At 73.0% G+C, this 11,934-nt stretch carries 10 protein-coding genes and 1 pseudogene; 6 read left to right on the forward strand and 5 right to left on the reverse strand.

Annotated elements, in window-relative coordinates; all coding sequences use genetic code 11:
• Window positions 1–19 precede the first annotated feature (19 nt).
• Window positions 20–1,795: an ATP-binding protein gene (locus TU30_RS18430; protein ID WP_042171356.1), complete on the reverse strand. Its 1,776-nt coding sequence runs from the start codon at window positions 1,793–1,795 to the stop codon at window positions 20–22.
• A 542-nt stretch (window positions 1,796–2,337) separates the two neighbouring features.
• Window positions 2,338–2,628 carry a hypothetical protein gene (locus TU30_RS18435; protein ID WP_052479849.1) on the reverse strand — a complete coding sequence of 97 codons (291 nt, stop codon included), beginning with the start codon at window positions 2,626–2,628 and terminating at the stop codon, window positions 2,338–2,340.
• A gap of 214 nt (window positions 2,629–2,842) precedes the next feature.
• On the opposite strand from TU30_RS18435, the gene TU30_RS18440 reads away from it, so the two are divergent.
• The 6 genes and pseudogenes from TU30_RS18440 to TU30_RS18465 all read left to right on the forward strand — a co-directional run.
• Window positions 2,843–4,456 carry an ABC transporter substrate-binding protein gene (locus TU30_RS18440; protein WP_042171358.1) on the forward strand — a complete coding sequence of 538 codons (1,614 nt, stop codon included), beginning with the start codon at window positions 2,843–2,845 and terminating at the stop codon, window positions 4,454–4,456.
• Window positions 4,457–4,476: 20 nt separating this feature from the next.
• Window positions 4,477–5,445 (forward strand): ABC transporter permease, encoded by a 969-nt coding sequence (locus tag TU30_RS18445; RefSeq protein WP_042171360.1) that lies wholly within the window; start codon window positions 4,477–4,479, stop codon window positions 5,443–5,445.
• Window positions 5,445–6,377: an ABC transporter permease gene (locus TU30_RS18450; protein WP_370626672.1), complete on the forward strand. Its 933-nt coding sequence runs from the start codon at window positions 5,445–5,447 to the stop codon at window positions 6,375–6,377. The genes TU30_RS18445 and TU30_RS18450 overlap by 1 nt, the downstream gene beginning before the upstream one ends.
• Entirely contained in the window at window positions 6,374–7,357 is a 984-nt protein-coding gene (locus tag TU30_RS18455; RefSeq protein WP_042171362.1) for an ABC transporter ATP-binding protein, read from the forward strand. Before TU30_RS18450 ends, TU30_RS18455 begins: the two co-directional genes overlap by 4 nt.
• The gene (locus TU30_RS18460) at window positions 7,350–8,036 is read left to right on the forward strand and encodes an ABC transporter ATP-binding protein (protein ID WP_042171363.1); all 687 of its coding nucleotides are present in this window, start codon (window positions 7,350–7,352) and stop codon (window positions 8,034–8,036) included. Before TU30_RS18455 ends, TU30_RS18460 begins: the two co-directional genes overlap by 8 nt.
• A gap of 131 nt (window positions 8,037–8,167) precedes the next feature.
• A pseudogene (locus tag TU30_RS18465) lies at window positions 8,168–8,783 on the forward strand (helix-turn-helix domain-containing protein); the annotation flags it as partial.
• A gap of 91 nt (window positions 8,784–8,874) precedes the next feature.
• Here the strand turns inward: TU30_RS18465 and TU30_RS18470 are convergent.
• The 3 genes from TU30_RS18470 to TU30_RS18475 all read right to left on the reverse strand — a co-directional run.
• Window positions 8,875–11,067, reverse strand: a complete 2,193-nt coding sequence (locus tag TU30_RS18470; RefSeq protein ID WP_234307905.1) for a heavy metal translocating P-type ATPase — start codon at window positions 11,065–11,067, stop codon at window positions 8,875–8,877.
• A gap of 42 nt (window positions 11,068–11,109) precedes the next feature.
• A complete protein-coding gene (locus TU30_RS37380; RefSeq protein WP_234307900.1) occupies window positions 11,110–11,271 on the reverse strand; it encodes a hypothetical protein in 162 nt (53 codons plus the stop codon).
• 74 nt (window positions 11,272–11,345) lie between these two features.
• Window positions 11,346–11,934: IS3 family transposase (locus TU30_RS18475; RefSeq protein ID WP_042171458.1), on the reverse strand; the 589-nt coding region annotated here is incomplete at its 5' end.

Consider the following 11,934-nt stretch of genomic DNA (forward strand, 5'->3'; position numbering starts at 1 on the left):
GGGGGACGAGGGCGTGGGCCTACGAGGACGCGGGCGGCCCGGATTCCGGCTCGCCGGCCTTGTTCCCGGACTGGCGTCCCCGGTGGAAGGCACCGAAGCGGGAGCCCGCGTCGCGTGCCGGACCGTCCGCCGGGACACCGTTCGCGGGGCCGGGGGAGGGCCGGCGCTGCTCGCGCTCGCGCTCCGCCTCGGCCATGGTGCGTCCGGGCCTGCGGACGGGCAGCCCGTTCGGCGTGGCGCTTTGGGAGCTGCCCTGCCCGGGGAGCTCCGGCCGCGCGGCGGGCCGCTCGGCAGTGGGTCGCTCGGCAGTGGGCCGCGGCGGTGCGGTGCGGGGCATCTCCACGGCGGGCGGTGCGGCGGGCGCAGGCGCGGCGGGGGCCGCGGGCGTGACCTCGGCCACGGGCGGGGCGGCGGGCGGGCGGGCTGCGGCCTGTCCGGGGCCCGGGTCCCGCTGCTGGGCGAGCAGCTGCGGGGGCAGCAGGACGACGACGCCGGTGCCGCCGCGCGAGGACGGCCGGAAGTTGACGTCGATGCCGTACTTCGTCGCCAGCCGCCCCACGACGGCGAGACCGAGCCGCGTGCCCTGCAACGAGGCGAGGTCGGGCAGGAGGCCGGCCACCGCCTCCTCGGCGTGGCGCATCGCCGCGTCCGCCATCTTCAGGCCGCTGTCCTCGATCGTGACGACGGTGCCGGCGCTGCGCTCCTCCACGTACACGTGGACCTCGTCGATCGGCGGCGAGAAGTTGGCGGCGTTGTCCATCAGCTCGGCGAGCAGATGCATCACGCCCTCCGCCGCGAACCCGGAGACCGCCGCGGTGCTCGACGAGTGCAGCCGCACCCGCCGGTAGGCGGCGATCCGGCCGACCGCACCGCGCAGGATGCTCTCCATCACGATCGGCTTGTTCCACGCCCGGCTGGACCGGCCGCCCATCAGCAGCGCGAGACGGTCCGTCATGAGGCCCAGCTGTGACGTGCTGTGATCCAGCTTCAGCAGATCACCGAAGACCTCCTCGCCGTGCCGCTCCTGCATCTCCCTCAGGTCGGCGAGCATGCTGACCGCCTTGGCCTGTACGCGGCTCAGGGACTTCGCCGAGGTGGCCTGCGCGGCGGCGGCCCGGCGCTCGCTGCGGGCCAGCTCCCGGACGAACGATTCGGCGGGGGCCCGGAGCATCGGGGCGTGCGACCACTCGAACTCGGCGAGCACGGTGTCCGCCGAACTGCCCTCGTGCAGCTTCGCCACGGCGGCGGGCAGCGCCTTGTGCGTCAGCCGCTCCACTTCGGCGGCGATCTCCTCCAGTTCCTGCCGGGCCTGAAGAAGTTCCGTGCTCAGGGTCCCGGCGTGCTGGACGGACTCCGCGCAGGCGGTGGCGAAGGTGTGCATGATCCGCCGCAGCTGCGGGTCGGACGGCGGGGCCGCGCTCGTGAGGGCGTCGCCCACGTCGGTTCCGTCGCGCAACCGCTTGACGACGGCCGGCATCGTGACGTTCACCAGGTACGCCGACTCGGCGTTGAGCTGCTCCAGCCGGTCTCTCAGCTGGTCCGTCTCGCGCCCCCGTTCCCAGGCCGCCCGCCGGGCCCGGCCGACGAGCAGGGCGCCGACGAGGACCGCGACGGCCACGCAGCACCAGGCGACCGCGGCCGACACGAGCGTCCACGTGGTGGCAGCGGCGGGCGCCGTCGCCACCGCCGTCCCCGCGGCAGCCGCGCTCACCACCAGGGCGATCGCGGGAACGGCCGGCGAGGCCTGTGGCGCCTTCTCCGGCCGGTGCTGACTGGGCGGTGCAGGCACTGACATTCAGCAGTCCCTCGGTACTCGAGTGCGGGAGGAAAAAGAGCCGACGGCACGCGCGCCGACCGCAGGCCGGGACGGATCCGCCAAAAGGACGGCCGTCGTCCGGACGAAAACTGGCCCCATGCTAGTCATCCGGATGTGTGGGGAACCTTGTCTGCGCACGTGGTCCGCCGCCGGAGCCTATTTCGTCGTGAATGTGCTGGTGGGACATGGCCGCGTGGTACGGCTGCAGAGCGGCGACCAGCGCGCCCGGGAGGCTTGGACGCAGGGGTACCGCTTGTCCCTCGCCTCCGCAACACCCTCCGCTTCCCTGCCGGTTCGGCGTGCTCGCGCTGCTGCCCGGTGGCCGATTTTCGGCCAACTGTACGGCACTGAGCTGTTGTTGCGGTTGCACGGGCTCACGGCGCGGGGCCCTCGGGGATCGCCCGTAAGGGGGACGTTCCGGATGATGCGGTCAGGGGGCGGAGCGCTCCGCCGGCAGGTCGAGGCCGCCGCCGGCGGCTCCTCCGGGACACGAGGGGCGGCGCCCCCTCGGCCGGCAGCCCTCACGCACACGGCAGGTGCGCGGCCGCGCCTCCCCACGGAAGCCGCAGTCCGGCCGTCGTGAGGAGGTCCGTGCGGGTGGGGCTCCCGGCCGTCGGGCCGGTGCGCGCTCCGGAGGAGGTGAGTGGCGCCGCGTCGTCGGTCCGGCGCAGGGCGGGGTCCATGTGGTGGGCGGCCATGACGACCGTGGTACCTCGCTCGCACGGCCCGGCGGGGGTGGCGAGCAGCCGTTCCCGGCCGTCGGGGCCGAGGCCCGCGGCCAACTCGTCCGGGATCGGGACACGGGGCCGCATCGCCACCGCGCCCGGCGCCGCCCGGTCGGAGGGCCGGACGAACGTCCACGTGTGACGGCGGCGTGTGACGTCACACGTGTGACGGCGGCGTGGGGCGGCCTCCCGGTGGCCGCTGCTCCCCGAAGCGTCGGCATGAGGGGCCGGGGCCCCGGGCAGAACCTTGCTGCAATTAATATGCAACAACTTATTCCAGTCAGCAGAGGTGTGAGGTTCGATGACGACCCGACGAATACGGCGTACCACCGGCGCGGCGGCCACGGCCGCCGCGCTCGCGCTGGCCGCCGCCTGCTCGGCGCCCACCGGCGGCCCGGACGCCGGCGCGGGCGGCGGGACCGCCGAGTCCGTGGTGATCGGCGTTCCCTCCGAACCCGACACCCTCAGCCCCCTGCTCGGCTACGGCAAGGACGGCAACTCCAAGATCTTCGACGGGCTGCTCGCCCGGGACGCCGACCTGGAACTCGAGCCCGCCCTGGCCAAGGCCCTGCCCGAGATCGGCGACGACGGCCGCACCTACACCTACACCCTGCGCTCCGGCGTGACGTTCAGCGACGGCGAACCCCTCACCGCCGAGGACGTCGTCCACACGTACGAGACGGTGCTCGACGACAAGACCAACAACACCGCCAAGAGCGAACTGGACGCCGTCGAGAAGGTCCGCGCGGACGGCGACGACAAGGTCGTCTTCACCCTCAAGTACCCGTACGCGGCCTTCGCCGCCCGCACCGTCCTGCCCATCGTCCCCGAGCACATCACCGCCGGCCAGGACCCCAACACCGGCGCCTTCAACACCGAGCCGGTCGGCACCGGACCGTACGTCCTCACCGGCTGGAGCAAGGGCGAGAAGCTCACCTTCAAGGCGAACCCGGACTACTGGGGCGGCGCCCCGAAGGTGAAAAAGCTCACCATGGCGGTCATCGCCGACGACGACGTCCGCGCCACCCGCCTGCGCTCCGGCGACCTCGACGGCGCGACCCTCCCGCCCAACCTCGCCGCCACCTTCAAGAACGACGACGGCCTCAGGACCCACCAGGCCACCTCCTACGACTTCCGCGCCGTCACCCTCCCCACCGCGAACGAGGTCACCGGCGACACCGCGATCCGCCGCGCCCTCGACCTCGCCGTGGACCGCGAGGCCATGGTCGACAAGATCCTCGACGGAGCCGGCCGCCCCGCCTACGGCCCGCTGCCCCTGGACGACCCCTGGTACACCAAGGACATCGAACGCCCCCAGGACCTCGACAAGGCCCGCAGCATCCTCGACGAGGCCGGCTGGAGGACCGGCCGGGACGGCGCGGAGGGCATCCGCGCCAAGGACGGCGTCCGGGCCGGCTTCACCCTCTTCTACCCCTCCGGCGACAAGGTCCGCCAGGACCACGCCCTCGCCTACGCCTCCGACGCCAGGAAGGCCGGCATCGACGTCAAGGTCGAGGGCGCCACCTGGGAGGTCATCGAACCCCGGATGGGCAAGGACGCCGTCCTCGCCGGCTTCGGCAGCACCGGCGACCCCGACTTCGGCCTCTACACCCTGCTCCACTCCTCCCTCGCCGGCGACGGCTTCAACAACATGGCCCGCTACGACAACCCCGCCGTCGACGAGGCCCTCGACACCGGCCGCCGCAGCCAGGACCCCGAGGACCGCAAGGCCGCCTACGACGACCTCCAGCGCGAACTCGCCGAGAACCCCGGCTACACCTTCCTCACCCACATCGACCACCTCTACGTCCTCGCCGACCGCTGGGACGGACTCACCACCCAGGTCGAACCGCACGAGCACGGCTTCGCCAGCGGCCCCTGGTGGAACGCCGAGAACTGGCAGCCCAAGAAGTGACCCCACTGCCCTGGGGCCCCATGGCCCGCCTCGTGGCACGGCGGGCCCTGCTCGCCGTGCCCGTCCTGCTCGTCGTCACCTTCGGCGTCTTCGCCATCGCCGCCGCCTCCCCCTTCGACCCCGTCAAGGCCTACGCCGGCACCGCCGCCCTCGGCGCCGACCAGGAGACCCTGGACCGGCTCCGCGAGAACCTCGGCGTGGACCGCCCCTTCGCCGCCCAGTGGTGGCAGTGGCTGACCTCCGCCGTCACCGGCGACCTCGGCCAGTCCAGCGTGCTGCGCCAACCGGTCGCCGAGGCCATCGGCGAGCGGATCGTGTGGTCCACGCTGCTGTGCACCGCCGCGTTCGCCGTCGCCGTCCTGCTCGGCACCCTGCTCGGCGTCCTCGCCGCCCGCCGCCCCGGCTCACCCCTCGACCGCACGGTCACCTCCCTCGCGTACTCCCTGGAGGCCGCGCCGGTCTTCTGGATCGCCCTGCTCGCCGTCTGGCTGTTCGCCCTCCACCTCGGCGTCCTCCCCGCCGGCGGCCTCACCGACACCGGCAGCGAACACGTCACCGCCGGCCAGGTCGCACACCACCTGATCCTCCCCGCCGGCGTCCTCGCCGTCTCCCAGCTCCCCTGGTTCACGCTGTACGTACGCCAGGGCGTCGGCGACGCCCTCGCGGAGGACCCCGTACGCGGCGCCCGCGCCCGCGGCCTCGGCGAACGCACCGTCCTGCTCGGCCACGCCCTGCGCTCGGGACTCCTGCCCGTCCTCACCCTGATCGGCTCCCGCGTACCCGAACTCATCACCGGCGCCCTGCTGGTGGAGACCGTCTTCAGCTGGCCCGGCATCGCCGCCGCCACCGTCGAGGCGGCCACCGCCGTCGACTTCCCGCTCCTGGCCGCGCTGACGACCCTCGCCACCGCCGCCGTCCTCGCCGGAAACCTCCTGGCGGACCTCCTGTACGGACTGACCGACCCGAGAGTGAAGCTCGGTGAGATGTGATGGCGATGACTGAATCCACAGCCGGCACGACGGCCCGCACCGAGGCCGGCACGGAACCCGGCCCGGCAGGGGAACCGGTGTGGCGCTCACGCGGCACCGCACGCCGCTCCACCCACACCCTGCGGCTGCGCGTCTCCGCCACCCTGGTCGGCCTCACGGCCCTCGCGGTCCTGCTCGTCCCCCCGCTGGTCCAGCTCGACCAGCAGGCCGTCGACCTCGCCTCGAAGCTCCTCCCGCCGAGCCGGTCCCACCCCTTCGGCACCGACGACGTGGGCCGCGACCTGCTGCTGCGCTGCGTCTACGGCCTGCGGGTCTCCCTGCTCGTCGGAGTCGTCGCCGCACTCACCGCCACCGTGATCGGCACCGCCGTCGGAGCCACCGCCGGAGCACTCGGCGGCCGGGTCGACCGCCTCGTCATGCGCCTGGTCGACACCATCTCCTCCGTCCCGCACCTGCTGCTCGGCATCTTCATCGTCGCCATGTTCCGGCCCGGCGTCTGGCCGGTGGTGGTGTCGGTCGCCGCCACCCACTGGCTGTCCACCGCCCGCATCGTCCGCGCCGAGGTCCTCTCCCTGCGCTCCCGCCCGTACATCGACGCGGCCGTCTCCGGCGGCGCCTCCCGCCGCCGGGTCGTCCTGCGCCACCTGCTGCCCGGGGTACTGCCGCAGGCGGGACTCGCCGCCGTCCTGATGATCCCGCACGCCATGTGGCACGAGTCGGCACTGTCCTTCCTCGGCCTCGGCCTGCCCACCCACACCGCCAGCCTCGGCACCCTCATCCAGGGCGCCCGCGGCACCCTGCTCGCCGGACAGTGGTGGCCCACCCTCTTCCCCGGCCTCTTCCTGATCATCCCCACCCTCGCCATCGCCGGACTCGCCGGCGTGTGGCGGGAACGGATCAACCCCCGCCGCCGATCGGAGCTCATGCTGTGACCGAGCGACCCCCCGTGCTGTCGGTCCGCGGACTGTCGGTGCGCTTCCTGGTACCCGGCCCGGGCCCCGTCGCCGCCGTCACCGACGCCCACTTCGACGTCGTCCCCGGCGAATGCCTCGCCCTGATCGGCGAGAGCGGCTGCGGCAAGTCCGTCCTCGCCTCCGCCCTCCTCGGCCTGCTCCCCGCCAACGCGCAGACCGCGGGCAGCGCCCTCCTCGGCGACCTCGACCTGCTCGCCGCCGACGAACGCACCCTCGCCCGCACCGTGCGCGGCCGGCGCATCGGCCTCATCCCGCAGAGCCCGGCCGCCCACCTCACCCCCGTCCGCACCATCCGCGCCCAGATGGAAGAGACGGTCGCCGCACTCACCGGCGTACGCGGCCGCGCGGCCCTGCGCGCAGCCGGGGAAAAGGCCGCCGCCCGCGCGGCCTTCCCCGCCGACCACCTCGACCGCCACCCGCACGAACTCTCCGGCGGCCTCGCCCAGCGCGCCGCCACCGCCCTCGCCCTCGTCGGCGACGCACCCCTCCTCCTCGCCGACGAACCCACCACCGGCCTCGACCGCGACCTCGTCGACCACACCGTCGACGAACTCCGCGGCCACGTCGACGCCACCGGCGACCGAGCCCTCCTGATCATCACCCACGACCTCGCCGCCGCCGAACGCATCGCCGACCGCGTCGCCGTCATGTACGCCGGCCGCATCGTCGAACTCACCGACGCGAAAACCTTCTTCGGCACCCCCGGCCCCCGCCACCCCTACAGCCGGGGCCTCCTGAACGCCCTCCCCGACCGCGCCTTCACCCCCATCCCCGGCATGCCCCCCGAACTCGGCGCCCTCCCCGAAGGCTGCGCCTTCGCCCCCCGCTGCGGCCGGGCCACCCCCACCTGCACCACCCTCCCACCCCTGACCACCACGGCCGCCTGCCACCATCCCGTCGTCGAGGCCAGCCCCGCTCCGGAGAACGCCCGTGCTTGAACTGCGCGCCATCACCGCCGGCTACGACCGACGCTCGGCCCCCGTCGTACGCGACGCCTCACTGACCGTCGCCCCCGGCGAGGCCGTCGGCCTGCTCGGCCCCAGCGGCTGCGGCAAGTCGACCCTGGCCCGGGTCGCCGCCCTCCTGCACCGCCCCGACGCGGGCACCCTCCTCCTGGACGGCACCCCGGTACGCCACTGGCGCCACCGCGCCCCGCGCGACCTGCGCACCACCTTCGGCGTGGTCTTCCAACAACCCCGCCTCTCCGCCGACCCCCGCCTGAGCCTCGCCGACCTGATCGCCGAACCCCTGCGCGCCACCGGCCACCGCGACACCGTCCCCGAACGCGTCCCGGACCTGGCCGCCACCGTCGGCCTCACCCCCGACCTCCTCACCCGCCGCCCGCACGAGGTCAGCGACGGCCAGCTCCAACGCGCCTGCCTGGCCCGCGCACTGGTGCTCCGCCCCCGCTGGCTGATCTGCGACGAGATGACCGCGATGCTCGACGCGTCGACGACGGCTGCCCTGGTGGCGGTGGTCGAGGCCTACCGCACCGAAACCGGCGCCGGCCTCCTGGCCGTGGGCCACGACCACGTCCTCCTCGACCACTGGTGCGACCGCACGGTCCACTGGAACACGGTGGTGTCCCCGGAGAAGGCGACGGCGGGCACGCGGTAGGGGGATACGACCGGGTGAATCGGCGTGAAACGACGGTATTCCCCCAACACCGCGTATTACGTTGCGTACTCGGCGCGTCACGAGAGCCTGGGCGGACGCGCCTCCCGCACCGTCCGTGGAGGTGAACGGCCTTGTCGCAGCGCCGCGTCGTCACGAGCCGCAGCCAGGAACCGCGCCAGCGGTTCGCCGAGGAGCTACGACGGCTGCGGGCCCAGAAAGACGTCAGCCTGCGGCAGCTCGGAGAGCGGCTGGGCCGGGACTGGTCGCTCTTCGGGAAGATGGAGAAGGGCGACACCCTGGGCAGCCCCGAGGTCGCCCAGGCCCTCGACCAGTACTACGGGGCCCCGGGGATGCTGCTGGCCCTGTGGGAGCTGGCCGCCGGCGACCACACGCAGTTCCGCGAACAGCACCGGCGGTACATGGCGCTGGAGGCGCAGACGGTCAGCCTGTGGCACTTCGCGGTGAGCGTGGTGCCGGGGCTGCTGCAGACGGAGGGGTACGCACGGGAGGTGCCGGCGGCGGGCGGGATCAAAGGAGCGGAACTGGAGCGGCAGGTGAAGGCCCGGGTCGGGCGCCGGGAGCTGCTGGAAGGCGCGGCCCCCGCCGTTCCGGACGATCCTCGCTGAAGCAGTCCTGCGTACACCGTTGAAGAACGGGGGGGAGTGGCGTGGGCAGCTGGAGTACCTGGGTGAGATGGCCGAGCGGGAAAACGTAACGGTGCAGGTCCTCCCACAGAGGGCCGGCTTGTTCAGCCGGGTCAGGTGATCGTTCTTGTGGTCGGTGCAGCCCGGTGGCGCGGCGCCTGGCGGGGACGGCGGGAGGTGAGTGCCTGCCGTGGTCATCGGCTCTCGTTTTCTTCCGGTGCCCTGTTCCCCGCAGGTGCGAGGTAGTGGTCCGGGTGGGCGTCGAAGGCGGCTGCGCACTGCGCGGAGCAGAAGAAGTAGCTGCCGTTGTCGGTGTCGTGGCGTTCGGTGGCGGTTGACGGGTTCAGGTGCATGCCGCAGACCGGGTCGACCGCTCTGTCCTCGATGCCGGGCTGTGGCTCTTCGCCGACGGCGGGCTCGGGCTGGTGGTGATGCTCGTGTGCTGCGGTCGCGGTGAGGGCCGGGGTTCGGTCGGCTGCGGATTCCACCCGGGGCTCGACCGGCTGTGCCGTGGCGGCCGGCAGCGGGCTGGTGTGCCAGCGGCGCAGGCGGGATGCGTCGGTGACCACGGACAGGGAGGACAGGGCCATCGCGGCGGCGGCGATGATCGGGCTGAGGCGGATGCCCCACAGCGGGTAGAGGGCGCCGGCGGCGAGCGGCACGCCGACGGCGTTGCAGATCAGGGCGAAGAACAGGTTCTGCCGGATGTTGCGCATCGTGGCGTGGGAGAGCCGGATTGCGGTGACGACGCCGGTAAGGGAGCCGGAGAAGAGGGTGATGTCGGCGGCCTCCATGGCGACGTCGGTGCCGGTGCCGGTGCCGATGGCCAGGCCGACGTCGGCGGCGGCCAGGGCGGGGGCGTCGTTGATGCCGTCGCCGACCATGCCCACGGTGCGGCCCTCGGCCTGCAGCCGGCGGATCTCGTCGGCCTTGTGCTCGGGCAGGACCTCGGCCGGGACACGGCGTACGCCGACCTGGGCGGCGATGGCGGCTGCGGTGTGGGCGTTGTCGCCGGTGATGATGACCGTCTGCAGGCCGAGCCGGTGCAGGGCGGCGATGGCCTGGACGGAGTCGTCCTTGATGGTGTCGGCGACGGCGAGAACGCCCGCGGGCCGGCGGTCGACGGCGGCCAGGACCGGAGTCCTGCGCTCGGCGGAGAAGCCGGCGGCGACCTCCGTGAGGGCGCCGGTGTCGATGTCGCCATCGGCGAGCAGCCGGGCGGTGCCGACGAGGACCGTGTGGCCGTCGACGGTGGCCTTCACGCCCTTGCCGGTGACCGAGTCGAAGCCGCTCGCCGCAAGCGGGGTGAGGCCGCGCTCCCGGGCGCCGGCGACGATCGCGCCCGCGAGCGGGTGCTCGCTGTCCGCCTCGGCCGTTGCGACCAGGGCGAGCAGCTCCTCGTCCTGGAAGCCGTCGGCGGTGTGCACGTCGGTGAGGACGGGCTTGCCCGCGGTCACGGTGCCAGTCTTGTCCAGCACGATCGTGTCCAGCTTGTGGGCGGTCTCCAGGGCCTCGGCGGAGCGGATGAGGATGCCGGCCTGGGCCCCCTTGCCCGTGCCGACCATCACCGACAGCGGAGTGGCCAACCCGAGCGCGCACGGGCAGGCGATGATCAGCACCGCCACCGCCACCGCCACCGCCACCGCCACCGCCACCGCCACCGCCGAGACCAGAGCCAGGGTGAGTGCTGGGGCCGGGCCGATGGTGTACCAGAGGGCGAAGGTGGCGACGGCGATGGCGATGACGGCCGGGACGAAGTAGGCGGAGACGGTGTCGGCGAGCCGTTGGATGAGGGCCTTGGACGCCTGGGCCTGCTGCACGAGGCGGATGATCCGGGCCAGCATCGTGTCGGCGCCGACCTTGCTCGCCCGTACCCGCAGGGAGCCGGTGGTGTTGACGGTGGCGCCGATGACCGTGTCCCCGGCGTGCTTGGTGACCGGCATCGGCTCGCCGGTGACCATCGACTCGTCCACCGCCGAGGTCCCGGACAGCACGACCGAGTCGACCGGGACCTTCTCCCCGGGCCGGATCACCACCTCGTCGCCGACCGCGACGTCCCCGACCGGAATCTCGGCCTCGGTGCCGTCGCGGATCACGCGGGCGGTGCGGGCCTGGAGGCCCAGCAGGGAACGGATGGCCTCGCCGGTGCCGGCCTTGGCGCGAGCCTCCAGCAGGCGGCCGAGCAGGATGAGGGTGAGGATCACCCCGACCGCCTCGAAGTACACCTCCCGTACGTCCTCGGGCAGGAGGCCGGGGACGAGGGTGACCAGCAGGCTGTAGCCGTAGGCGGCCGTGGTCCCCAGGGTGATCAGGGAGTTCATGTCGGCGCCGCGGTGCTTCAGGGGCAGCCAGCCGGTGGAGTGGATCGGCCAGCCGGTGTAGAACATCACCGGCGTGATCAGCGCGAGCTGCAGCCAGTGGTCGAGCAGTCAGCCAGGCACCCAGTCGGTGCCGAACAGTTCGTGCGCCATGACGGCGAAGAGCACGGGCAGTGTCAGCAGGGCGCCGGCGACGACCCGGTGGGTCAGATCCGTGATCTCCGCTCGCCGCTCGCCGCTCGGCGGCTTCGGCCGCCTCCGCCTCGGCTCCACTGCCTTCGCCCAGGTGCGGCCCGCGAGCAGGGGAGGCAGCCTCTGTCAATCCCCTGGAAGCGTAGAGGCCTTCCTTATGCGGCCAGGTCCTCCTGATGGTGGCTGGCGCGTGCTTCGCTGATGATCTGTTCGAACTCCACCGGCGGTAGCCCGCCGGCCGCGGAGTGTCTGCGGCGCATGTTGTGGAAGCCGGTGATCCAGGTGGCGATCTTCAGCCGGGCCTCGGTCCGGGTGGCGGACTGGTGCCGGTGGATGTACTCGACCTTGATCAGCGAGTTGAACGACTCCGCGGCGGCGTTGTCCAGCGCCGACCCGACCCGCCCCATGGACTGCACCACGCCCAGCCGGTCACACAGCTCGTTGTACGCCTGACTGGTGTATTCGCTGCCGCGGTCGGAGTGGAAGATCACGCCGTCCACATCGCCGCCGCGCGTGGTGGCGGCCGTCTTCAGCGACGCGGCGACCAGGGCAGCGTCGTGATGCGCACCCATCGCATAGCCGAGCAGTCGGCGCGAGAACAGGCCGATGACCGTGGCCAGGTACAACTTTCCCTCCCCGGTCTCGATTTCGGTCATACCGCCCACCCGTAGGACGTTTGGGGAGACCGCGTCGAAGTGGCGGTGCACCAGGTCAGGGGCCGCTTTGCGCTTGCCCTGCCGGGTC

It is taken from the genome of Streptomyces sp. NBRC 110035, from assembly GCF_000829695.1.
Taxonomy (GTDB): Bacteria; Actinomycetota; Actinomycetes; order Streptomycetales; family Streptomycetaceae; genus Streptomyces.

What these genes read in the sequence shown, in the direction of transcription:
- TU30_RS18430 (WP_042171356.1), bottom strand. Translation starts at nt 1,795, where the DNA reads ATGTCAGTGCCTGCACCGCCCAGTCAGCACCGGCCGGAGAAGGCGCCA.
- TU30_RS18435 (WP_052479849.1), bottom strand. Translation starts at nt 2,628, where the DNA reads ATGCGGCCCCGTGTCCCGATCCCGGACGAGTTGGCCGCGGGCCTCGGC.
- TU30_RS18440 (WP_042171358.1), top strand. Translation starts at nt 2,843, where the DNA reads ATGACGACCCGACGAATACGGCGTACCACCGGCGCGGCGGCCACGGCC.
- TU30_RS18445 (WP_042171360.1), top strand. Translation starts at nt 4,477, where the DNA reads ATGGCCCGCCTCGTGGCACGGCGGGCCCTGCTCGCCGTGCCCGTCCTG.
- TU30_RS18450 (WP_370626672.1), top strand. Translation starts at nt 5,445, where the DNA reads ATGGCGATGACTGAATCCACAGCCGGCACGACGGCCCGCACCGAGGCC.
- TU30_RS18470 (WP_234307905.1), bottom strand. Translation starts at nt 11,067, where the DNA reads ATGTTCTACACCGGCTGGCCGATCCACTCCACCGGCTGGCTGCCCCTG.